Origin of the sequence: Tsukamurella pseudospumae (genome assembly GCF_001575205.1) — a bacterium.
GTDB classification, from domain to species: domain Bacteria; phylum Actinomycetota; class Actinomycetes; order Mycobacteriales; family Mycobacteriaceae; genus Tsukamurella; species Tsukamurella pseudospumae.
This window is the reverse complement of the sequence record NZ_LSRE01000010.1, coordinates 95,526-116,253: the sequence shown is the minus strand read 5'-3', so window position 1 is coordinate 116,253 and position 20,728 is coordinate 95,526. Positions and strand designations below refer to the sequence as shown.

General features: G+C 71.5%; 22 protein-coding genes. 7 read left to right on the top strand and 15 right to left on the bottom strand.

Annotation, left to right across the window (positions count from 1 at the left end; genetic code table 11):
* Nucleotides 1-6: 6 nt before the first annotated feature.
* Complete coding sequence (locus AXK61_RS07915) at nucleotides 7-960, bottom strand: alpha/beta hydrolase (protein ID WP_068744680.1); 954 nt, start codon at nucleotides 958-960, stop codon at nucleotides 7-9.
* Between the two features lie 95 nt (nucleotides 961-1,055).
* On the opposite strand from AXK61_RS07915, the gene AXK61_RS07910 reads away from it, so the two are divergent.
* Together AXK61_RS07910 and AXK61_RS07905 are read left to right on the top strand one after the other, a co-directional pair.
* On the top strand, nucleotides 1,056-1,610 hold the full coding sequence (locus AXK61_RS07910) for a TetR/AcrR family transcriptional regulator (RefSeq protein ID WP_068744678.1): 555 nt from the start codon (nucleotides 1,056-1,058) through the stop codon (nucleotides 1,608-1,610).
* A 19-nt stretch (nucleotides 1,611-1,629) separates the two neighbouring features.
* On the top strand, nucleotides 1,630-2,559 hold the full coding sequence (locus tag AXK61_RS07905; RefSeq protein ID WP_068572056.1) for a homoserine O-succinyltransferase: 930 nt from the start codon (nucleotides 1,630-1,632) through the stop codon (nucleotides 2,557-2,559).
* Between the two features lie 159 nt (nucleotides 2,560-2,718).
* Here the strand turns inward: AXK61_RS07905 and AXK61_RS07900 are convergent, their stop codons facing one another.
* From AXK61_RS07900 to mhpA, 8 genes are all read right to left on the bottom strand, one after another.
* The gene (locus tag AXK61_RS07900) at nucleotides 2,719-3,147 is read right to left on the bottom strand and encodes a hypothetical protein (protein ID WP_068572058.1); all 429 of its coding nucleotides are present in this window, start codon (nucleotides 3,145-3,147) and stop codon (nucleotides 2,719-2,721) included.
* 134 nt (nucleotides 3,148-3,281) lie between these two features.
* Complete coding sequence (map, locus tag AXK61_RS07895; protein ID WP_068744677.1) at nucleotides 3,282-4,049, bottom strand: type I methionyl aminopeptidase; 768 nt, start codon at nucleotides 4,047-4,049, stop codon at nucleotides 3,282-3,284.
* Nucleotides 4,050-4,068: 19 nt separating this feature from the next.
* Nucleotides 4,069-4,335, bottom strand: a complete 267-nt coding sequence (locus AXK61_RS07890; RefSeq protein WP_068744675.1) for a helix-turn-helix domain-containing protein — start codon at nucleotides 4,333-4,335, stop codon at nucleotides 4,069-4,071.
* Between the two features lie 17 nt (nucleotides 4,336-4,352).
* A complete protein-coding gene (locus AXK61_RS07885; RefSeq protein WP_068572064.1) occupies nucleotides 4,353-5,315 on the bottom strand; it encodes an acyl-CoA thioesterase in 963 nt (320 codons plus the stop codon).
* 151 nt (nucleotides 5,316-5,466) lie between these two features.
* Nucleotides 5,467-6,396: a dioxygenase family protein gene (locus tag AXK61_RS07880; RefSeq protein ID WP_068572066.1), complete on the bottom strand. Its 930-nt coding sequence runs from the start codon at nucleotides 6,394-6,396 to the stop codon at nucleotides 5,467-5,469.
* A gap of 8 nt (nucleotides 6,397-6,404) precedes the next feature.
* Nucleotides 6,405-7,460 carry a maleylacetate reductase gene (locus AXK61_RS07875; RefSeq protein WP_068572068.1) on the bottom strand — a complete coding sequence of 352 codons (1,056 nt, stop codon included), beginning with the start codon at nucleotides 7,458-7,460 and terminating at the stop codon, nucleotides 6,405-6,407.
* A complete protein-coding gene (locus AXK61_RS07870; protein WP_231855473.1) occupies nucleotides 7,457-8,512 on the bottom strand; it encodes an alpha/beta hydrolase in 1,056 nt (351 codons plus the stop codon). Before AXK61_RS07870 ends, AXK61_RS07875 begins: the two co-directional genes overlap by 4 nt.
* A complete protein-coding gene (mhpA, locus tag AXK61_RS07865) occupies nucleotides 8,509-10,119 on the bottom strand; it encodes a bifunctional 3-(3-hydroxy-phenyl)propionate/3-hydroxycinnamic acid hydroxylase MhpA (protein ID WP_068572070.1) in 1,611 nt (536 codons plus the stop codon). Before mhpA ends, AXK61_RS07870 begins: the two co-directional genes overlap by 4 nt.
* Nucleotides 10,120-10,317: 198 nt before the next feature.
* On the opposite strand from mhpA, the gene AXK61_RS07860 reads away from it, so the two are divergent.
* A complete protein-coding gene (locus tag AXK61_RS07860; protein WP_068572842.1) occupies nucleotides 10,318-11,343 on the top strand; it encodes a helix-turn-helix transcriptional regulator in 1,026 nt (341 codons plus the stop codon).
* Nucleotides 11,344-11,349: 6 nt separating this feature from the next.
* Here AXK61_RS07860 and AXK61_RS07855 read toward each other — a convergent pair whose 3' ends face one another.
* Entirely contained in the window at nucleotides 11,350-12,237 is an 888-nt protein-coding gene (locus AXK61_RS07855) for a LysR substrate-binding domain-containing protein (RefSeq protein ID WP_068572072.1), read from the bottom strand.
* A gap of 71 nt (nucleotides 12,238-12,308) precedes the next feature.
* On the opposite strand from AXK61_RS07855, the gene AXK61_RS07850 reads away from it, so the two are divergent.
* Genes AXK61_RS07850 through AXK61_RS07840 form a run of 3 tightly spaced genes read left to right on the top strand, consistent with a single transcriptional unit; the run spans nucleotide 12,309 to nucleotide 14,817 of the window.
* Nucleotides 12,309-13,493 (top strand): thiolase family protein, encoded by a 1,185-nt coding sequence (locus AXK61_RS07850; RefSeq protein WP_068572074.1) that lies wholly within the window; start codon nucleotides 12,309-12,311, stop codon nucleotides 13,491-13,493.
* A complete protein-coding gene (locus tag AXK61_RS07845) occupies nucleotides 13,490-14,185 on the top strand; it encodes a 3-oxoacid CoA-transferase subunit A (RefSeq protein WP_068572076.1) in 696 nt (231 codons plus the stop codon). Before AXK61_RS07850 ends, AXK61_RS07845 begins: the two co-directional genes overlap by 4 nt.
* Entirely contained in the window at nucleotides 14,182-14,817 is a 636-nt protein-coding gene (locus AXK61_RS07840; protein WP_068744673.1) for a 3-oxoacid CoA-transferase subunit B, read from the top strand. Before AXK61_RS07845 ends, AXK61_RS07840 begins: the two co-directional genes overlap by 4 nt.
* Before the next feature lie 21 nt (nucleotides 14,818-14,838).
* Here the strand turns inward: AXK61_RS07840 and AXK61_RS07835 are convergent, their stop codons facing one another.
* Complete coding sequence (locus AXK61_RS07835; RefSeq protein WP_197466771.1) at nucleotides 14,839-16,167, bottom strand: outer membrane protein assembly factor BamB family protein; 1,329 nt, start codon at nucleotides 16,165-16,167, stop codon at nucleotides 14,839-14,841.
* Between the two features lie 106 nt (nucleotides 16,168-16,273).
* On the opposite strand from AXK61_RS07835, the gene AXK61_RS07830 reads away from it, so the two are divergent.
* Nucleotides 16,274-17,029, top strand: coding sequence for an acyltransferase (locus tag AXK61_RS07830; protein WP_068572082.1), 756 nt, complete (start codon nucleotides 16,274-16,276; stop codon nucleotides 17,027-17,029).
* A 15-nt stretch (nucleotides 17,030-17,044) separates the two neighbouring features.
* Here AXK61_RS07830 and AXK61_RS07825 read toward each other — a convergent pair whose 3' ends face one another.
* The 4 genes from AXK61_RS07825 to AXK61_RS07810 form a co-directional block, all read right to left on the bottom strand.
* Nucleotides 17,045-17,572, bottom strand: a complete 528-nt coding sequence (locus tag AXK61_RS07825) for a GNAT family N-acetyltransferase (RefSeq protein WP_068744671.1) — start codon at nucleotides 17,570-17,572, stop codon at nucleotides 17,045-17,047.
* A 2-nt stretch (nucleotides 17,573-17,574) separates the two neighbouring features.
* On the bottom strand, nucleotides 17,575-17,838 hold the full coding sequence (locus AXK61_RS07820; protein WP_068572085.1) for a hypothetical protein: 264 nt from the start codon (nucleotides 17,836-17,838) through the stop codon (nucleotides 17,575-17,577).
* A gap of 74 nt (nucleotides 17,839-17,912) precedes the next feature.
* Nucleotides 17,913-19,220, bottom strand: coding sequence for a glycosyltransferase family 4 protein (locus tag AXK61_RS07815; protein WP_068572086.1), 1,308 nt, complete (start codon nucleotides 19,218-19,220; stop codon nucleotides 17,913-17,915).
* A 1-nt stretch (nucleotide 19,221) separates the two neighbouring features.
* Nucleotides 19,222-20,727: a 1,4-alpha-glucan branching protein domain-containing protein gene (locus AXK61_RS07810; protein ID WP_068744761.1), complete on the bottom strand. Its 1,506-nt coding sequence runs from the start codon at nucleotides 20,725-20,727 to the stop codon at nucleotides 19,222-19,224.
* Nucleotide 20,728: the final 1 nt, after the last annotated feature.

Sequence of the window (20,728 nt, the reverse complement as noted above, 5' to 3'; positions counted from 1 at the left end):
CGAGGCTCAAGCGATGAGAGCGCGGCGCAGCGCGCTGATGGCGATCTCGAAAGCCGCCTGGGCGCCGTGGGTCTCGCGCAGCGCGTTGAGCATCATGAAGTCGTGGATGACCCCGCCGATGCGCACGGCGGTCACCTGGTTGCCGGCCTCGCGCAGCTTGGCGGCGTAGGCCTCGCCACCGTCGCGCAGGACGTCCGCCTCGGCGGTGATGACGGTGGCGGGCGGCAGGTCGCGCAGCTGGTCGACGGTGGCGTTCAGGGGAGAGGCGAAGATCTCTGCGCGCTGCGCCTCGTCGGTCGTGTACTGGTCCCAGAACCACTGCATGGCGTCGCGCCGCAGGAAGTAGCCCTCGGCGAACTCATGGTAGGAGGCGGTCTCGAAGTTCGCGTCCACGACCGGGTACAGCAGGACCTGGGCGGCCAGCTTCACGTCGCCGCGCGCCTTGGCCTGCAGGGCGAGGACGGCGGCCATGTCGCCGCCGACCGAGTCGCCGGACACGGCGATCCGGGTGCCGTCGAGGTTCTCCTCGGCGCCGGAGTTCACGACCCACTGGGCCACGGCGTAGTTCTGCTCGATGGCGATCGGGTAGCGCGCCTCGGGGGACAGGTCGTACTCGGGGAAGACCGCAGCCGCGCCGGTGCCGACGACCAGCTCGCGGACCAGGCGATCGTGCGTGTGGGCGTTGCCGAACACCCAGCCCGCGCCGTGGATGAAGAAGATGACGGGCAGCACGCCGGTGGCGCCCTTGGGGCGGACGATGCGGGTGCGGACCTCGCCGGTCGGGCCGCCGGCGACGGTGATCCACTCCTCGTCGACCTCGGGGAGTGCGACGCCCTCGTCGGACTGCACCTCGTCGACGGTCTTGCGCCCCTCGACGGGGCCGAGGTCGAACAGGTAGGGCGGGTTCGCGGTGGCGTCGGAGAAGGCCCGGGCGGCGGGTTCGAGGATGGTCCTACTCATGATCTGCTCCTTGTCGACTTTGCGGAGAACGTTCGTTCTCGCGCTGAGTGCTACAGTAGGGGAACGATCGTTCTCGCGTCAAGGGGTGGCACAAGATGGATGCGGACCAGCAGCGGGCAGCAGTCCTCGAAGCAGCGGAGAAATTGTTCTACGGCAAGGGGATCCAAGCCGTGGGGATGGACGAGATCCGCACTGCCGCGGGGGTGTCGCTCAAGGCGATCTACAAGCTCTTCCCGTCGAAGGACGCGCTCGTCGCCGAGGTGCTGACCATCAGCGACCGGCGCTGGACCGACGGGCTGCACAAGTACGTGGACCGGGCGGCCGCGCCGGAGGATCGGGTCCTGGCCGTCTTCGACTGGCTGGACGAGATGTTCGCGGAGAATGACTTCCGTGGCTGCTCGTTCATCAACAGCTACGGTGAACTGGGCGCGACCTCGCCGACCGTCGCCGACGCCGCGGTGCACAACAAGGCCTGCTACCAGGACGAACTGTCGGCGCTGGTCGCCGATGCCGGGCTGCCCGAGCGCGTCGCGATCCAGATCGGCCTGCTCACCGAGGGAGCGCTCACCACCGCCGCGATCCTCGGTCCGGACGGCGTGGTCGACGGTGCGCGCGAGGCCGCCCGGGTGCTCATCGGCGCGCAGCGCTGACGTACTAACCTGATCGACGATGCCCGTCACAGTCCCGCACGACCTTCCCGCCCGAGCAATACTCGAGGCGGAGAAGATCTTCGTCATGTCCGACGAGCGCGCGGCGCACCAGGACATCCGCCCGATGCGGATCGCCATCCTCAATCTGATGCCCACCAAGATCACCACCGAGACCCAGTTGCTCCGGCTGCTCAGCAATTCTCCGCTGCAGATCGAGATCACGCTGCTCCACATGGCCAGTCATGTCTCGCGGACCACCTCCTCCGAGCATCTCGAGGCGTTCTACTCGACCTTCGACGACGTTGCCGGCCAGTACTTCGACGGCATGATCATCACCGGGGCGCCGATCGAGCGGCTCGACTTCGAGGATGTCGACTACTGGCCGGAGATGACGCGGATCCTGGACTGGACCGCGACGAACGTCCAGTCGACCCTGCACGTGTGCTGGAGCGCGCAGGCGGCGCTGTACCGGCACTACGGCGTCGGCAAGCACGAGGTGCCGCAGAAGATCTCCGGCGTCTTCGCGCACCGTCTGACGGGCGCGAGGTCACCGATCCTCACGGGCTTCGACGACGACTTCCTCGCGCCGCACTCGCGACACACCGACGTGAACGTCGGCGATGTCGAGGCCACGGATGAGGTCGAGGTGCTCGCAGTGAGCGACGACGCCGGTCTGTACCTGGCCGCCACCACTGACGGTCGCCGCGTCTTCGTCACCGGACATCCGGAGTACGACGCGGGCACCCTCGCCGCCGAGTTCCTCCGCGACAGCGCGCAGGATGCGTCGATCCCCGTCCCCGCGAACTACTTCCCCGGCGACGACAGGGGCGCCGCGCCCCGCAACCGCTGGCGCGGCCACGGCCACCTGCTGTACGCGAACTGGTTGAACCACTGCGTCTATCAGGAGACGCCGTTCGAGCCCGCCCGGCCTGAGGTGGACCAGGCCTGAGGTGGACCCGGTTCGAGGGGCCGTTACGCCCGCGCCGTGAGGACCACCCACCGAGGGGCGCGCACCACCGCCGCGATCCTCGGTCCGGACGGCGTGGTCGACGGTGCGCGCGAGGCCGCCCGGGTGTTCATCGGCGCGCAGCGCTGAGGCGTCCCGGTTTCACGGGTCGCGCTTGTGTCGATCTGCGCCGCGAGGGGGTGTCGAGCCGCGGCGGCGGTCGGCCTCCGGGGCGCTTCTCCGCGCACGGACGAGCATGACGATGGTTGCGAGCTGCACCACGTCGAGAATCGGAATCACCGGATGGAACGTGGGTGACGATCTCCAGGACACGAGGCTGAAGACGATGCCCGCGACCTGTGCGGCGATGGCCAGCCGGAATCCTCGGGGGAGTCTCGCCGCGAGGAAGGCGTAGACAACCGCGAGGATCAGGTGGAAGGCCACGCCCGACGTGGTTGCGATCGACGCCGCGTCGTCGAGTTCTGCGGGCGAGAATCGGGGATGTTGTTGCGCGATCTGCGTGCGGATATCCCCGCGGAGGAGCCACATGATCACGGTCAGGGCGAGGTGGCTCGCGGCGACCGCGTTCATCAGGATCCGTGCGCTTCTCACGACTGTGCCGGCCTCTCAGCTCCTCCGGTGCGTGTCGGCCAGTCTAGTAAGAGTTATCGGCGGCAACTAACAATTAGGCGAGTACGCGCCGGACCGGTCCCGGCTCGACGTGCTCAGGCGCGAGCCGTGAGAACCACGGGACCGTCCTCGGTGACGGCCACGGTGTGCTCGCTGTGCGCGGCGCGGGAACCGTCGGCGGAGCGCAGGGTCCAGCCGTCGGGATCGAAGGTGATCTCGTCGGTGGTCGCGCAGAACCACGGCTCGAGCGCCAGGGTCGTGCCGGTGCGGAGCAGCATGCCCTTGCGGGCCTTCCCGACGTTCGGAACATGCGGGTCCTCGTGCATGGTCCGGCCGATCCCGTGGCCGCCGAACTGCGTGTTCACCGGGTAGCCGTACTTCTTCGCGACGGCGCCGATCACGGACGAGACGGTGCCCAGCTTGTTGCCCGGCCGCATCTCCTCGATCGCGGCGTCGAGTGCCTCGCGGGTGCACTCGATGAGCCGCGTGTCCTCCGGGCGGGCCGTACCCACGCTGACGCTGCGGGCGGCATCGGCGGTCCAACCGTCGATGGTCACCGCGATGTCGACCGTGAGGAGGTCGCCGTCGGCGAAGACGTACTCGTGCGGGAGTCCGTGCAGGCAGGCGTCGTTCACGGACTGGCACGTGACATTGCGGAACGGGCCGCTGCCGAACGAGGGGGCGTAATCCCAGTAGCAGGACACGGCGCCCCGGTCCTCGATCATCTTCCGTGCGCGGTACTCGAGCTCCATGAGATTCATGCCGACCTCGGCCATGCCGGTCAGCTCATCGAGCAACTCGGCGATGAAGATGCCGGTGGTGCGCATCTTTGCGATCTCGGCGGGGGTCTTGAGCTCCATCATGGTATTAAAATACCACGCGCTACCCGGTGTGGCGCAGCCCCTCGGCGTCCAGGTACTCCGACGCCAGCGCGTCCAGAGGCTCGCCGAGCACGGCCGCCAACGCGACGACGGTGCCGAACGCGGGCGTCGCCATCCGGCCGGTCTCGATCTTGCGCAGCGTCTCGGGGGAGATCCCCGCCGCGCGTGCCACCTCGTCGGGCCTGCGGGCACCGCGCGCCGTGCGCAGCCGCGCCCCGAGACGCCGACCCGCGGCGATCTGTTCGGGGGTGAGGGGCTGCCGGACCATGGCAGAAGTCTATCCGGTCAGATGGCCACCATCCGCGTCGCGGCCGAGGCGGAGCGGCGTCCGCGGATCGCGATCAGCTCGCGGGCGTGCGCGTCGAGCGCGATGTCGCCGGGCAACCGCGGTGTCCACGGGCGCACGGCCGTCGCGTCGCCGCCGGTGTCGAGCGCAGCGAGCACGTGCAGCGCGTGGGCGGCGGGCTGGGGGGCGTACTCGTGCGGCCAGCAGGTGGAGAGGTGGACGGAGACGTGCATCGTCTGCCGGCCCGTGTGCAGCAGGCGAGCAGAGACCTCGATGACCTGCCCGATCTGGACAGGGCGGTAGAAGCGCACGCCACCGACGTAGACGCTGACCGCCTCGCCGCCGCTCCAGCCCGCGGCGCACAGGTAGGCGGCGTCGTCCATCCAGCCCATCACCCGGCCGCCGTGTGCCTTGCCGCCCCAGTTGATGTCGGTGGGTGCGGCGAGGAAGCGTGTGGTGCGGTGTTCCGTCTCGGTCGGCAGCGTGTAGTCCGCGCCGCTCATGGCCGCCGCGATCCGCTGCCGCACGTCGGCGCGGGCCTCGGCCTCCTCGGCCGCGCGCACGTCCTCGGCGAGGACCGGCTGCCACTGCCGCACGGGCGTCGGCTTCCCGTCCTCGTCGACGGCGACGAAGACGAGCAGGCACGTGCTGGCGACGGTGAAGGTGCCCACCCGCGGATCGGCGGAGGCGACCTCGCACCGGATGTGCATGCTGCTGCGACCGGTGAGGACCAGCGTGGCCCGCACCTCGACGACGTCGCCCGAGGCGATGTCACGGCCGAATCCGATGTTGCCGACGTAGGCGGTCACCGAGTAACCGCCCGACCACGCCGCGGCGCAGGCGTAGGCGGCCTTGTCGATCCACTCGAGGATGCGGCCTCCACGGACTCCGCCGCCCACCGTCGCGACGTCGGTGGGGGCGGCGAGGAACCGCAGGGTGATCCGGCGATCGGTGATGGGCATCAGGTGGGGCTCCTTCGCGAGCGGTGAACGGATCGCACCATGGTGGGCCGAGCCGCGAACGCACCCGGTGCCGGGGGAACGCGGTGAGGAATCGGTGATCGCGCGGTAACCGCGCCGGTCGCCCGTCCGTAACACCGCGCGGGTCGCGCGGTCAGTGCGCGGACGGATCGAGGGAGAGGACGATGTCGAATCGGGTGCGCGACCACGGTCCGCCGCCGAGGTCGCGCGCGGTCGGCACCGGCGCGCCGGCGCCCTGCGCCTCGAAGCGCTTGATCAGGGAGTCCTTGACGCCGAAGACGCTGTCGCCGATGACGAGTTGCTCGTCGCCCTCGACGAAGATGTGCGTCACCAGGGTCCGGAATCCGGGAGCGGAGACCATGAAGTGCAGGTGCGCGGCGCGCAGGGGCGAGCGTCCGGTCGCCGCGAGCAGGCGGCCGACGGGGCCGTCGGCAGGGATGGGGTAGGGCACGGGCCGCAGTCCCCAGAATCCGTACGTGCCGTCCCCGCGGGTCTCGAGCCGGGCTCGTGCAGCGGTGCGCTCGTCGCCGTACTGGACGTCGTAGAGGCCGTCCTCGTCGCACTCCCAGACCTCGATCCGGGCGTCGGGAATCGGCGCACCGTCGGTCCCGGTGACGGTGCCCTCGACCCAGCAGGGCTCGCCGGTCGCGCCGCCGGCGATGTCGCCGCCGAAGGGGATCGACGGCGCGTCGTCGACGAAGAAGGGGCCGAAGACGGTGGCCTCGGTGGCGTCGCCGTCGAGTTCGTTGTTGACGGTGACCGTCTGCATGGACGCGCCGAGAACGTCGGATAGCAGGATGAACTCCTGCCGGCGGTCGTCGGTGATGCGGCCGCACGCGGTGAGGAAGTCGATCGCCGCGGTCCATTCCGCCTCGGTGAGGCGGATCTCGCGGATGAACGAGTGCAGGTGCCGCACCAGGGATTCCAGCACGTCTTTGAGGCGCGGGTCCTCGGTGTCGGCGAAGGACCGCAGGACCCGCTCGACCAGGGCCTGCTCGACCCGGGTCTGCTCGGCGGCGGTCTGGTCGGTCGCCGTCCGATCGGTCGTGGATGTGTCGTGCACGGTGGCTCCTAGATGTGCTCGGGCGTGGCGCCGGACCACGCCGCGGAAAGGATGCGGTGGAGGTCGGCGGCGGTGACCGGGCGCGGGTTCCCGGCGGGGACCAGCGGCAGGACCGCCTCGACGGCGGGGGCGATGTCGGCTTCGGCCATGCCGAGGTCCCGCAGCGAGCGGGGCGCGCGCACCTCGTCGTAGAGGGCGGCGAGTCCCTCGACGGCGGTGGGAGCACCGAACGCCCCGGCGAGCCGGGCCTGCGCCTCCGGCGCAGCGGGCGCGTTGAAGGCGAGGACGTGGGGGAGCACCGCGGCGTGCGTCTGCGCGTGCGGGAGGTCGAAGGCGCCGCCCAGGACGTGGCAGATCTTGTGGTGCAGGCCCGATCCCGCCGACGAGAACGCCGTCGCCGCCAGGTAGGCGGCGTACAGCACCTGCTCCCGGCCGGTGAGGTCGGACGCGTCGGCGGCGATCGCCGGGAGGCCCTCGCGGACCGCGCGGGCGGATTCGGCCGCGAGGACCCGGTCGATCGGGTCGGCGCGCGGGCCCCACATCGCATCCACGCTGTGCGCGAGGGCGTTGAGGCCCGACGCCGTGCCGATCTCAGCGGGAAGCCCCAGCGTGAGCTCGGCGTCGTAGACGATCGCCCGCGGCGCGACGCGCGGGTCGACGCCCGTGGTCTTCACACCGTTGTCGGTCATGCCCCACATCGACGTCGCCTCGGAGCCGGAGTAGGTCGTCGGGACGGCGACGATCGGGATCGACGTGGTCAACGCGACGGCCTTGGCGAGACCGATCGCCGAGCCGCCGCCGAAGCACAGCAGCAGGTCAGCCCGCGCCTCTGCGGCGGCGCTGCGGCCGCGATCCGCGACCTCGACGGGGACGTGCATCGCGACATCGTGGTGGTGGAGCGCCACCGGGAGGTCCACGGTGATCTCGGCGGCCCGCTCCGCCTCGCGCGGCGAGCAGATCAACATGATCCGCGCGGCGCCGGCGGTGACCTCGCTGAGGGCGTCGCGGGCGGTCCCCGACCCGAATCGGATCTTCTGCGAGAGGCTCTCGTGGGTGAAGTTCATGCGCGGTTCCCGTCGAGTCGTTCGGCGAACCAGTCCGCGGCCAGCGCGTTCCGTTCGTCGGCGTGGTTGTAGATGGTGTGTTCTCCGTCGTCCCAGATCCGCAGTGTCGCATCGGTCGCGGCGTCGAGGAAGGGCTGCTGATCGGCGAGGTCCACCAGCGGATCGGCCCCGCCGTGCAGGACCAGCAGCGGACAGGGGATCGCCTCCGCGGCCGGATCGAACCGCAGGCGCGCGAAGTTCGCGATGACCGCATCGTCGTCGGCCCTGCCGAGCATCGCCTTCGCCTGTTCGGCGAAGGTCCGGAACTCGAGCAGGCGCGGCGCGGCGAACGACCCGTTGACGCAGCACGCGGTGACGCCGGGATGCCGAGCCGCGGTGAGCGCCGCGAACAGGCCCCCGACGCTGTTGCCCCACACCCCGACCGGCCCGTCCGACTTCGCGAGGTCGACGAACACACCGAACGCGGCGGCCACGTCCACATCGAGATGCACCCCGTGCACCAGTCGCGAATCCCCCTGCCCCGGGCCCTCCGCGAGGATCACGGCCAGCCCCCGGGCGACGAGGGCATCGGCGTAGCGCAGGTATGTGGCGCCCCAGCCGCTCTGGCCGCCGAAGACCACGACGGTGCCCCGAGGCGCGTCCGGCCGCAGGCGCCAGCCGGTCAGGGCGCCGGCGCCGAATTCGGCCTCCACGCGGCGCATCGGGACCGGGGAGTGCGCGGCCGCGGCCGCCACGGCGTCGTCGAACCGGGCGTACAGCCGGCGCTTGCGGTCGGTGTCGAAGTTGAACGCCATCTGGGCGAACAGGTAGCAGGCCGCGGCCGCGCGGTGACTCTCGTGGGCGGTGACCGCTCGGCCCGCCTCGGCGGCCGCGAGCGCCTGGGCGGTCCGTGCGTCGCCCAGCTCCTCGGCGACCTCGTCCCACATCCGGCCGGCGTCGGTACCCGCCCGGAGGCCGAGGACGTCGTCGTACCGCATCCCCGCGTCGAGGAGCCGGGTGACACCCATCGCACGCCAGTGCGCGTCGTTGGCGGCGATCACGCCGGCGTTCACCGGGCGACCGCCACGGCCGGAGCGGCGCTCAGCTTCACCCGGAGGCCGTCCACCAGTCGCGGCAGGTCGGCGAGGCCGGCCGCACCGTACAGGTGGAAGTCGGGGCGCACGAGGAAGGCGTCGGCGCCGGTGTCCGCGAAGTAGGCGGCGTAGGTGCCGTGCTCATCGACGATCGAGTGCGGATGCCCCGGCTCCAGGGTGACGACGGTGCCGCCGAGCTCGGCCAGGAAGGTCAGGCGATCCGGCCCCAGGATCTCGGTCGCGTCGCGCGTGGAGACCACTGCGAACCCCCACGGGTGCAGGTCGTCGAACCGCCCGGAGCGATCGTCGGCGAGGCGCACGACGCCCTGCGGCGCAAGAGTTCCGGCGACGTCGACCGGCAGCCCGTCGGCGTCGGCGTCGATCACGCCCGCGGCGATCGTCGGGAACGGTGGCAGGGGAGGGACCTCGCCGCGCTGGAAGGCGATGTCGCGCGCGGCGGCGGCCACGGGGTCCTTGAGGTTCGCCACGCGTCCCAGCTCGACGGCGCAGTTCTGGATGACCTCGACGTGCGGTCGGCGCTCGGCCTCGTAGGTGTCCAGCAACGCCTCTCCGGCCCTCCCCGACAGAACGAGGTCGAGTTTCCACGCGAGCGTGATCCCGTCCCGCATGCCGGAGCACGCGCCCTGGCCCATGTACGGGGGCATCGTGTGCGCGGCATCGCCGGCCAGGAACACCCGCCCTGCACGCCAGGCGTCGGCGGTGCACGCGGAGAACGTGTACACGATGTGGCGCAGGATCTTCACGTCGTCGGGCCCCAGGTCGTGCTGCGCCCGGAGCCACCGCCAGGCGAACTCCTCGGTGGCCATCTCGTCGGCGTCGTCCTCGGGCCGGACCGCGACCTCGAACCGCTGGCGGCTCCGCCCGATCGGCATGAACATGTGGGGCTGACGCGGGTCGCAGTACTGCCGGGCGGTGTCGAACCGGTCGCCCAGGGGGCGAACGCATTCGGTGTCGATGTTGAGCCAGCGATCGTCGACGTGGAGATCGGAGCGGTCGATGCCGAGGAGGTGGCGGACCGTGCTGCCGGCGCCGTCCGCGCCGACCACGTACTGTGCGGTGAGCGTGCGCTCCGGCGCATCGGCCCATTGCGCGTCCCGGTCGCGCGACCAGGGGCGCACGACCAGCTCCACGTGATCGTCCGACTGCTCCATGCTCACCAGGATGGTGCCCTGGAGCACGTCGAGGTTCGGGCGCGTGCGGTTGCGCTCGTCGATCGAGCACTCGATGTGCGGCTGGTACATCGAGTAGTGCGCGGCGAAACCGCTGGACTCGCCCGACCAGTCGACGGCGATCAGCAACTCCTCCGCACCGTTGCGCCACTCGTACACCGCCGCGGGAGCGGCGTCGCGCAGGGCGCTGTCGACATCGCCCGCGGCCTGGATGATCCGGGCGGTCTCGCCGTCGATGTGCGTCAGCCGCGGCATGCCGTAGAGGCCCGGCCAGCGCTCGACGGCCACCACTCGGTGGCCCGCCCGCGCCAGCATCGACGAGAGGACGAGGCCGGTCGGGCCGTAGCCGATGACGGCGACGTCGTAGTCAGTGGTGGTTGTCGATTCGGTGTTCACGGTTCTCCTTCATCGCGGGACTGTGGCGATGTGATGCACGCTACGAACGGGTGACGGACGCCACTATCCGCGTGGCGACAGGGCTATCCGGATCGCGCCGGAATGTGGTGACGCAGATCGCAGTTCCGGCGCTGCCCGGGTGTAATCTGCAGGTGAGGGCCTCGTCGAGGTGATCCGTCGGGTGCGGAGGTGATGGCGATGTGGGGCGGTCCCGATGCCGGTGGCGGGGTGACCGCCGCGCCGCTGGGCCGGTTCGACAGCCTGCGGACCACGGATGTCGACGCCTTCCGCAGTGCCGCGGGCGGTCTGCTCAGCACCCACTCGATCGCGGTGCCGCGCGACCCCGCGACTCCCTTCCGTGGCGCGGTCCGGTCCGCAGCGGTCGCGGACCTCGGCGTGGTCTACCTGGAGCAGGGGACTCCGATCGACGTCGACATCCTCGACCGCATCGACTACTACGACCTCATGATCGCGGTGGCCGGGTCGAACCGGCTCGAACTCGTCGGGGCCGACGGCGGAGCGGTGATCGAGGGCGGAGTGGCCGCCGTGCTGTCGCCCGCGATGCGGGCACGGATGCGGATGGACGGCTCCTACCGCCAACTGCACCTGCGGCTCGAACGTGCTGCCGTCCAGGAGCGACTGGAAGCTCTCGCCGGCCGCCCCGTCGGCGGTCCGGTCGTCTTCGAGGTCGGGATGGACCTCGGCGCGCCCGGGCTCCGGAGCTGGTCGGGAGCACTGCGCTCGCTGCTGCGGGACCTCGACGACGAGGCGGGACTCGCCACGGATCCGGTGATGGCCCGGCACTGGCGGGACCTGCTCATCACCGGGCTCCTGGTCTCCCACCGGCACAATCAGTCCGAGCTCCTCCACGACCGCGACGCGGATCGGGTGCACCCGAGGACCTTCCAACGGGCGCTCGATCACATCGAGGCGGGGCTGAGCGGGCCGCTCTCGGTGCCCGACGTGGCTGCGCACGTCGGGGTCAGCGTGCGCTCGCTGCAGCGCGCCTTCCAGGACCGGCTCGCGCTTTCGCCCAGTGCATACATCCTGGGTGAGCGACTGGACCGCGTCCGCGCCGAGCTGGTGACTCCGGACTCCGGCCGCACCGTGACCGAGACCGCCTACGACTGGGGGTTCACCCACCCCTCGCGGTTCGCCGGGATGTACCGCCGCCGGTTCGGCGAGACTCCTTCGCAGACCCGGGCGCGGGTCGCCGGTCGGTGACCGAACTCAGACCGCGGTGAGGTCGACGATGAGGTCCGCGACGCGCGCCAGATGGCGGTCCTCCCGGTCTGCCAGGTGTGCGACGGCCAGGTCGACGCCGGTGCCCGCTCCGTCGAGCGGGCGGTAGGAGAGGCCGTCGAGACGCAGTGCCGTGATCGGCTCGGGGGCGACGGCGATACCCAGACCGGCGGCGACGAGCGTTGCGAGCGTGGAGGTCTCGCCCACCTCGTGCCGGATCGTCGGTGCGACACCGCCTTCGCGGAGGAGCGCGGCGACCCGGTCGTACATCGCGGATCGACGGTCCGCCGAATGGACGATGAACGCCGCGCCCGCCAGGTCCGACACCCGCAGCCGCTCCCTCCGTGTCAAAGGGTGGTCGGCGGGCAGCGCGACGACCCACGGCTCGCGACGCACGACGCGGATCCGCAGGGACTGATCCGCCACCGGCGGCCGCAGGAGCGCGATGTCGATCGCCCCGGAGCGCAGCGCCTCGACCTGGTCGGGCACCAGCATCTCGCCGCGGAACGCGAAGTCGATCCCCGGGAGTTCCTCCGCGAGCCGCCGCGCCAGCGGCGGGAGCAGGCTGTACGTCGCGGTGCCGACGCAGCCGATCGTCAGATGCCCCGTGGCGCCGGCCGCCACGCGACGCGCGTGCTGCGCCGCGTCGTCGACGGAGGACAGAATGGCCCGCGCCCGCTCGAGGTAGGCGCGCCCCGCGTCCGTGAGATCGACCCGGCGCGTGGTGCGGTGCAGGAGCTCTACGCCGAGATCGCTCTCCAGCTGCCGGATCTGGTGCGACAGGGGCGGCTGCGCCATGTGCAGGCGCTGCGCGGCGCGGCCGAAGTGCCGCTCCTCTGCGACCGCGACGAAGTAGCGGAGCTGCCGCAGATTCATATGGAGACGATATCAATTACCGTTGATTTCGGTACTTCAATATCTCGATCGATCGTCCTACCGTCGACCGTATGGATGCCTACGTCTACGCCGCCGCACGCACGCCGTTCGGCCGATTCAACGGCGCGCTCGCCGGCGCCCGCCCCGACGACCTCGCCGCGACTGCGATCCGGGCGGTTCTCGACCGTGCCTCCGGACTCGGCGCCGGAGCACGGATCGACGAGGTCGTCTGGGGCAACGCCAACGGCGCGGGGGAGGACAACCGCAACGTCGGGCGCATGGCGGCCCTGCTCGCGGGCGTCCCGGTCGAGGTGCCGGCCACCACCGTGAACCGGCTGTGCGGCTCGGGGCTCGACGCCGCCATGATGGGCAGCAGGTCCATCGAGACCGGCGACGCGGACATCGTCATGACGGGCGGCGTCGAGTCGATGACCCGCGCGCCCTGGGTACTGCCCAAGTCCGCGAAACCCTTCCCGGCGGGCGATGTCACTGCCGTCTCCACGACCCTGGGCTGGCGCCTCGTGAACCCCGCGATGCCCGCCGAGTGGACCGTGAGCCTGGGCGAGGCGAACGAGCAGCTGGCCGAGAAGTTCGCCGTCTCCCGCGCGCGCCAGGACGACTTCGCGGACCTGTCGCACCGTCGGGCGCACGCGGCCTGGGAGGAGGGCTTCTACGCCGACCTCGTGGTCCCCGTCGACGGCCTCGAGCGCGATGAGAACGTCCGGCCCGAGACCACCGTCGAGAAGCTGGGTGCGCTGCGCCCCGCGTTCCGGCCCGACGGCTCGATCACCGCGGGCAACGCCAGCCCGCTCAGCGACGGCGCCGCGGCGGTCCTCCTCGGATCCGCCGCGGCCTCGGGGACGATCGGACTCGATCCGCTCGCGCGCATCGCGGGCCGCGGTGCCGCGGCGGTGGAGCCGCAGATGTTCGGATACGCGCCGGTGGAGGCCGCGAACCGCGCGCTCGCGCGTGCCGGGATCTCGTGGAACGAGGTCGGCGTCGTCGAACTCAACGAGGCCTTCGCGGTGCAGTCGCTGGTCTGCATCGACGCGTGGGGGATCGACCCCGCGATCGTCAATCCGCACGGCGGGGCGATCGCGCTCGGGCACCCCCTCGGCGCGTCCGGCAGCCGGCTGCTCGGCACCGTCGCGACCTCGCTCCGGCGCCGCGGCGAACGCTACGGGGTCGCCGCCCTCTGCATCGGCGTCGGCCAGGGCCTCGCGATCGTCGTCGAGAACACGGAGGTCCGGGCATGAGCAGGGCAGTGGTCCATGACGGCGTCGACGACGCCGTCGCCGGCATCGAGGACGGCTCGACGGTCCTGATCGGCGGCTTCGGCCTGGCGGGCATGCCCTTCGACCTCATCGACGCCCTCATCCGGCAGGGCGCGAGCGACCTCACCGTGGTGTCCAACAACGCCGGCAACGGCGACGTCGGCGTCGCGGCGCTGCTCGCGGCCGGCCGTGTCCGCAAAGTGGTCTGCTCCTTCCCCCGGCAGAGCGACTCCTACGTCTTCGACGAGCTCTACCACGCGGGAAAGGTGGACCTCGAGGTCGTCCCGCAGGGCAACCTCGCCGAGCGGATGCGCGCGGCGGGTGCGGGTATCGGGGCGTTCTACTGCCCGACGGCCGTCGGCACGCCGTTGGCGGAGGGCAAGGAGACCCGCGAGATCGACGGGCGCACGTACCTGCTCGAGTACCCGATCCACGGCGACTACGCGCTGATCGCCGCTCACCGGTCCGATCCGTGGGGCAACCTCGTCTACCGCAAGACCGCCCGGAACTTCGGACCCGTCATGGCGACCGCCGCCGCGACCACGATCGTCCAGGTCGACGAGGTCGTCCCGCTCGGCGCTATCGACCCCGAGGCGGTCGTGACGCCGTCCATCTTCGTCGACCGGATCGTCGCCGTCGACGCCCGGCACTACACCGTGGAGGGAGCACGATGACCACGCATCGTCTGTCGATGGAGGATCTGGCGGCCCGCGTCGCCCACGACATCCCGCGCGGCGCCTATGTCAACCTCGGGATCGGTCAACCGACCAAGGTCGCCGACCATCTGCCCGCGGAGCGCGAGGTCGTGCTCCACACCGAGAACGGGATGCTGGGCATGGGCCCCACGGCCGTGGGCGACCTCGTCGACCCGGACCTCACGAACGCCGGCAAGGTCCCGGTGACGGAGCTCCCGGGCGCCGCGTACTTCCACCACGCCGACTCCTTCGCGATGATGCGCGGAGGTCACATCGACGTGTGCGTGCTCGGCGCGTACCAGGTCTCGGAGCGCGGCGACCTCGCCAATTGGCACACCGGGCGCGAGGGTGCCATCCCCGCGGTGGGCGGCGCGATGGACCTCGCGATCGGGGCGAAGCAGGTGTACGTGATGATGTCGCTGTTCGACAAGGCCGGCGCGTCCAAGCTCGTGCCGGCCTGCACGTACCCGCTCACCGGGCTGGGCTGCGTGAACCGGATCTACACCGACGTGGCCGTCTTCGAGACCGGGCCGGACGGTGCCCGCATTCTCGAGACCTTCGGCATGGATCCGGACGAGCTCCGCGAGCTCCTGCCCGTCGACCTGGTCTGATCGGGTCCGAACGTCCGGCGCCTACTCCTTGACGACGCTGTCGCCCGTGCGGCGACCCGACGTGAAGGCGTAGACGGTGCCGTCGTTGCCGACGGTGACCAGCTCACCGTCGGGCCCGATCGAGACGCCCGAGGCGGACTTGACCGAGTCCGGCAGGTCGAAGGTGCGCAGCGTCGTGCCGGTGTCCGTGCGGAACTCGATGAGCTGCGACTGCACGCCCGCCCAGGACCGGACGACCGCGTAGCCGATGCCGCCGCGGATCTGCGTCGCCGGGGAGATCATCGCCACATCGGTGCGCTTGAACACCTCACGGGCGCTCTTGCCCTCGTCCTGCAGCGCGATGAAGGAGCCGCGCTGCAGACCGGGCGCCGCGGGGACGATGATCCCGTCCGGCGATACCGAGGGCGGTACCGCGCTCTGGTACCCGAGGTCGTGGGTCCACTTCGTCTCGCCGGTCTTCGCGTCGAGCGCGGCCAGCTTCTTGCCCCGCAGGTTCACGTACAGGGTGGACCGGTCCGCCGAGAGCGACGGTGAGCCGACGGCACCGTCGGGCAGGTCCTTGCGCTCCCAGGCGTACCGCAGGTCGTGCCTGCTTCCGGTCTTGCCGTAGTCGACCGCCATCACCTTCGACGGTGCGCCGTTCGCCCCGACGACGACGTACGCGCGCTCCGCGGTCGTGTCGACGGCGGGCGGCCCGGAGACGGGGCAGCCGGGCCCGTTCGTCGCGCAGTCCTCGATGCCGCCGCCGTTGTCGTTGGCGGAGACCTGTGGGAGCAGGCCGATCGCGGCGCCGGCGGCGGTGCCGTCGTGCGTGTCGACGAGCACCATCTGCCCGAGGTGCGTGACCGCGAGAACCGTGTTGTCGCCCGCGAGCTTGATCCACAGGGGCGTGCCCGCCGTGGGATAGCGCCAGCGGACCTGGTTGTCGGGGTTGAAGCTGTAGAGCCAGCCGGGGACGCCGAGGTACGTGTACTCGAACTGGTCCACGACGGGTGCCTGCAGGTCGGCGCCCGCGGCGTCGCGCCGGCAGTAGGTCTTGCGGCCCACGGTGAGCTCGAGGCTGAAGGTGGTGCACCCGGCGTCGGTGCGGGCGGTCACGGACAGGACACCGCGATTGGAGATGGCCGGCTGCACCGTGTTGGGGCCGACGAGATCGCGGGTCCAGGCCGGGACGAGCGACGACGCGGCGTCCCGGTCGGCGTAGGAGTTGTTGCGGGAGTCGCCGTACATGCCGGGCCAGGCGGCGGAATCGTCCGCGTACACCCAGGTGGTGTCCGGCGTGCACGAGGCCAGGACCGCCGCGGCGGCCACCGTCGCGCCCAGCGTGCGCACGCGCCTACCCAACCGCATGTGTCTCCTCTGCTCGACCTGTGGCTCGGACGTCCGACCGCCCCACAGACTAGCGCGGGAGGCGTACCGGACCGGCGGGGCGCACCCGCCGGATAGGCTCGCGGGCATGACGAGCATGTGGAACGCCCCGTATCGATCGCGGTGGCGTCACGCCCGGCAGGCCGATCAGCAGGCGCGGTTCCTGACGCCCGCGTCGCTGCGCTGGGTCCTCAAGAACAAGGCGTACACGCCCTGGTACTTGGTGCGGTACTTCCGCCTGCTGAAGTTCCGGCTGGCCAACCCGCACATCGTGCTCAAGGGCATGGTCTTCCTCGGCAAGAACGTCGAGATCCACGCGACACCGGGCCTCGGCCGGATGGAGATCGGCCGGTGGGTGCACATCGGCGACTCGAACAAGATCCGCTGCCACGAGGGCTCCCTGCGCATCGGCGACAAGTCGGTGTTCGGTCGCGACAACGTGGTCAACTGCTACCTCGACATCGAGTTCGGCCCTGCGTCGCTGGTCGCGGACTGGTGCTACATCTGCGATTTCGACCACAAGATGGACGACATCGACATCCCCATCAAGGACCAGGGCATCGTCAAGGGCCCCGTCCGGATCGGCGGCGACACCTGGGTGGGCACCAAGGTCACCGTCACCCGCAACACCCTCATCGGGCACGGCACCGTCCTCGGCGCGCACGCCGTGGTCCGGGGCGAGATCCCGCCCTACTCGATCGCCGTCGGCTCGCCCGCCCGGGTGGTCAAGAACCGCAAGGACATGTGGGAGGCGTCGATCGCCGAGCGCGCCGAGCTCGAGCGCGCCCTCGCCGACATCGAGCGCAAGAAGGCCGAGGCCCGCGGGCTGCCCGGGAACTCCTGACGGCGGACCGTCGGGCTACAACAGGTAGAACGGGCTGGGGTAGCGGAACTCGCCGCGCAGTTCCGGCCGGTACGCCCCCAGCGTGCGCACCATGAACGAGTCGCCCGCCCACTCCGCGACATCCGGCGTCACGCCGAGGTCGGCGGCCGGGACGAAGCCGAACCGCGGGTAGTAGTCCTTGTGCCCGAGCAGCGCGACGAGCGGTTCGCCGAGCGCATCCGCCGCCCCCAGGGAGGCCAGCATCAGGGCCGAGCCGGTGCCCCGGGCCTGGACGTCCGCCCGAACCCCGAGCGGTCCCAGGGCGAGCGCGGGCACGTCGCCGACGGTGGCCCGGGTCAGGCAGATGTGGGCGACCACCGCGCCGTCGTCGTCCTCGGCGACGAAGGACAGCTCGTCGATCCACGCGCCGCACAGACGAAGCGCCTCGACCAGGACCACCTCGACCGGCTCCGTCCGCCCCGGCGGGGTCATCGGCGCGAACGCGCTGCGGTGCACGTCCGCAACGGCCGCGCGGTCGTCGGCGGTCTCGTTCCGTACCAGCACGCTCAGCCCTCCACCGCGTCGATGATCGCGCGGACGCGGGGTGAGACGGGGGCGAAGACGTCCAGCACGCCGATCGCTCGCAGCTGCGGTACCGCGGCGGCCAGGGCCGCGGTCAGGTCACCGGCCTCGGGCGTGCCGTCGGCGGTGGCGTCCAGGAGTTTCGCGTTCTGCACGAACGCCGCGACGGTGCCCTTGCGCAGTGCGAGACCGCCGAAATCGGCGGAATCCTGATCGTCGGGCAGCACGTCTTCCGGTCGTACGGTCATGAATCGACCGTGCCACAAGGTTTGTGATCGTGCACCTTCTGCTGGTCAGTCTGTCTTTGCGAGCGGTGACACGACTACAGGGGGTTCGTCGGGTCCCGCTCCGGCAGGGGACGTTCGTCGATCACGCGCCGCCCCAGGGGGGTGCGGGGCCGGCGCTTGGCGGCGAGGTAGACCTGCGCGGTCTCGCGCGCCACGGCGTCCCAGGTCAACTCCTCGACCTCGGCGCGCGCCGCCGCGGCCCGACGGTGCGCCGCGGCCGGATCGTCGAGAACCTCGCGGATCGCCGCGGTCAGGCCCGGCACATCGGCGGGTTCGACGGACACGCCCGTCTCTCCGGTCCGGATGAAGTCCGCCAGGCCGCCCGCGGTGGTGGCGATGACGGGGATGCCGGTCGCGGCACCCTCGAGGGCGACGATGCCGAAGGGCTCGTAGCGCGACGGGATCACCAGTGCGTCGGCCGAGTGCAGCTGCGCGACGAGCTCCTCGTGGTCGAGGGCGCCGGTGAACTCGACGGCGCGCAGCACGCGATGTTCGCGCGTGACATCGCGCAGCCACGCGGCCTGCGTGCCGTCGCCGGCCACCGTCAGTGTGGTCCCGGGGTGCGTGCGGCGCACTCTGGCCACCGCGGCGACGAGGTCCTGCACGCCCTTCTCGTACTCGAGCCGGCCCACGTACAGCAGACGGGGCGCGCCCCGTCGGACAGCCTTCCGGGACCGGTCCCGGTACGGCCACAACGACGAATCGATGCCGTTCGCGATGGTGTGCAGCTGAGCGAGTCCGGGCCCGAACAGACGGCCGACCTCGTCGGACATCGACCGCGAGCAGGTGATCACCGCGTCGGCCTCGTTGGCGAGCCACCACTCGGTGGAGTGCACCTGCCGGTTCACCGGGCCGGACACCCAGCCGCTGTGCCGACCCGCCTCGGTGGCGTGGATCGTGGCGACGAGGGGTGTGTCGAAGGCTTCGGCGAGCCCGACGGCGGCGTGGGCGGCGAGCCAGTCGTGCGCGTGCACGACGTCGGGGACCCAGGGCCGCCCGACGGTGCTCGCGCCGTGCAGGGCGTCCTCGCCGGCGGTCGGGTTGTACCCGGCCAGGCGCAGCCCCGCTCGCAGCATCGAGTGCCCCATGGAGAGCACCCACGGCATCATGTCGGTGCCGAAGTCGAGGGCCAGGGGGTCCTCGGCGGCCATGATCACGCGGATGCCGTCGACGACGGTGTCCGAGGTGGGGTGGCTGCGCGGGTCGGTGCCGGTGGGTTGCCGGGAGACGACCACGACGTCATGGCCCTGGTCGCGCAGCTGGAGCGCGAGGTGGTGGACGTGCCGGCCGAGACCGCCGACGACGACCGGCGGGTACTCCCAGGAGACGAGCAGGACGCGCATGTCAGTACTCCTCCTGCGCCGTCGCGGGGAGGCGGCGCGCGTCGAGCCCGGGGAACGGGTCGTCGGCGAGGCGCCAGGTGCGGGCCAGCGCGACGGCGCGCGCCTCGTCGCCACGCTCGGCCGCCTCGGCGATCTCCCGCAGCGCGTGCGCATGCTTGTAGGCGCGGTCGCGGGCGTAGCCGGCGGCGGTGTCCTTGGAGACCATGAACGGCCAGTCGGACTGCAGGCACATCAGCGCCTCCTGCAGCACCTGGTCGCTCACGACGTCGCGGGTCCGCCCGGCCCGCTTGTCGAGGACGCGGAGCACCGTCGTGGTGATCTCCTCGTTGAGTTCGACGAACTCCTGCACCTGCGGGCCGTCCCAGACGTGCCAGTCCTTGCCCGAGCCCCACGAGCTGGCCGGGATCTCGCGCGGTGCGCCCACGTATCCGGCCTCCGTGGCGGAGCGCAGCGTGCCCACCCGGACACCGGCCTCGGGGAGGGCGCGCAGCACGCGCTCGAGCCAGATCGGGCCCTCGTACCACCAGTGCCCGAAGAGCTCCGTGTCGAACGCTGCCACCACCAGGGCGTCCCGGCCGATCCGCGCGCTCTCGGACCGCACGCGGGCGACGACGGTGTCGACGAAGTCGGCGACGTGCCGGTCGATCGCGGCGTCGGCCCGTTCCGGATCGTAGGGCGCCTTGTCGGCCTCCGCGACGTTCTTGCCCGTCACCCGGCTCGGCTTGAGGCCCGTGGCGTGGTCGTGGGCGTAGAAGTCGCGGTAGGCGGCGTGCCCCGGGTAGCCGGACTTGGGCGACCACACGCGGTAGCTCACGGGCAGGTCGCGCCCGAAGGCGAGGACGGACGAGTCGCCGACGGGGCGCGCGAGGGCCGTGTCGCCGCCGAGCGTGGGGCCGTCGACCATGAAGTGCGTGACGCCCGCGGTCTCGTATCCGATTTCCATGCCGGGCTTGTAGGCGCACTCGGGCGCCCAGATCCCGGTCCGGGCGGGGGAGCCGAGCCGGGCCCGCCCGTAGGCGAGGCCCTCCCGCAGCGACAGCTCGCGCAGCCGCGGGTGCAACAGGGGCTGGAACGGGTGCGCCAGGGGCCCGCCCAGCAGTTCGACGGTGCCCGCGTCGGCCAGGCGCCGCAGGACCGGGGTGCCGCCGTGGCGCCATCGGGTCTCGAAGAGATCGAGGGCGTGCGCGGAGTTCCGGTGCTCGCGGGCGCCGAGCTCGGCCGAGGAGGGGCGGCCCGAGAGCGCCGCCTCGTGCGCGCGGAGCTGCCAGTTGCCGAGGTAGTGGTGCATGGCCTCGAGGCAGTACGGATCGTCGAGCTGCGCGGCGAGCACCGGCGTCACGCCGAGCGTGAGCTGGTCGGTGCGCCCCTCGTCCGCGAGGCGGTCGAGCATCTCGGCCATCCGCAGGTACGACGCGGCCCAGGACTGGTACAGCCATTCCTCGCCCACGGGCCAGGCGCCATGATGGGCGAGCCAGGGGAGGTGCGAGTGCAGGACGAACGCGATCATG

Bases quoted from the DNA above. Each gene is read 5' to 3' on its own strand.
- AXK61_RS07890 (WP_068744675.1), bottom strand. From the start codon at position 4,335: ATGGTCCGGCAGCCCCTCACCCCCGAACAGATCGCCGCGGGTCGGCGT.
- AXK61_RS07875 (WP_068572068.1), bottom strand. From the start codon at position 7,460: ATGAACTTCACCCACGAGAGCCTCTCGCAGAAGATCCGATTCGGGTCG.
- AXK61_RS07915 (WP_068744680.1), bottom strand. From the start codon at position 960: ATGAGTAGGACCATCCTCGAACCCGCCGCCCGGGCCTTCTCCGACGCC.
- map (WP_068744677.1), bottom strand. From the start codon at position 4,049: ATGATGGAGCTCAAGACCCCCGCCGAGATCGCAAAGATGCGCACCACC.
- AXK61_RS07845 (WP_068572076.1), top strand. From the start codon at position 13,490: ATGAGCAGGGCAGTGGTCCATGACGGCGTCGACGACGCCGTCGCCGGC.
- AXK61_RS07810 (WP_068744761.1), bottom strand. From the start codon at position 20,727: ATGATCGCGTTCGTCCTGCACTCGCACCTCCCCTGGCTCGCCCATCAT.
- AXK61_RS07905 (WP_068572056.1), top strand. From the start codon at position 1,630: ATGCCCGTCACAGTCCCGCACGACCTTCCCGCCCGAGCAATACTCGAG.
- AXK61_RS07885 (WP_068572064.1), bottom strand. From the start codon at position 5,315: ATGCCCATCACCGATCGCCGGATCACCCTGCGGTTCCTCGCCGCCCCC.
- AXK61_RS07850 (WP_068572074.1), top strand. From the start codon at position 12,309: ATGGATGCCTACGTCTACGCCGCCGCACGCACGCCGTTCGGCCGATTC.
- AXK61_RS07815 (WP_068572086.1), bottom strand. From the start codon at position 19,220: ATGCGCGTCCTGCTCGTCTCCTGGGAGTACCCGCCGGTCGTCGTCGGC.
- AXK61_RS07830 (WP_068572082.1), top strand. From the start codon at position 16,274: ATGACGAGCATGTGGAACGCCCCGTATCGATCGCGGTGGCGTCACGCC.
- AXK61_RS07860 (WP_068572842.1), top strand. From the start codon at position 10,318: ATGTGGGGCGGTCCCGATGCCGGTGGCGGGGTGACCGCCGCGCCGCTG.
- AXK61_RS07820 (WP_068572085.1), bottom strand. From the start codon at position 17,838: ATGACCGTACGACCGGAAGACGTGCTGCCCGACGATCAGGATTCCGCC.
- AXK61_RS07840 (WP_068744673.1), top strand. From the start codon at position 14,182: ATGACCACGCATCGTCTGTCGATGGAGGATCTGGCGGCCCGCGTCGCC.
- AXK61_RS07910 (WP_068744678.1), top strand. From the start codon at position 1,056: ATGGATGCGGACCAGCAGCGGGCAGCAGTCCTCGAAGCAGCGGAGAAA.
- AXK61_RS07855 (WP_068572072.1), bottom strand. From the start codon at position 12,237: ATGAATCTGCGGCAGCTCCGCTACTTCGTCGCGGTCGCAGAGGAGCGG.
- AXK61_RS07835 (WP_197466771.1), bottom strand. From the start codon at position 16,167: ATGCGGTTGGGTAGGCGCGTGCGCACGCTGGGCGCGACGGTGGCCGCC.
- AXK61_RS07900 (WP_068572058.1), bottom strand. From the start codon at position 3,147: ATGAACGCGGTCGCCGCGAGCCACCTCGCCCTGACCGTGATCATGTGG.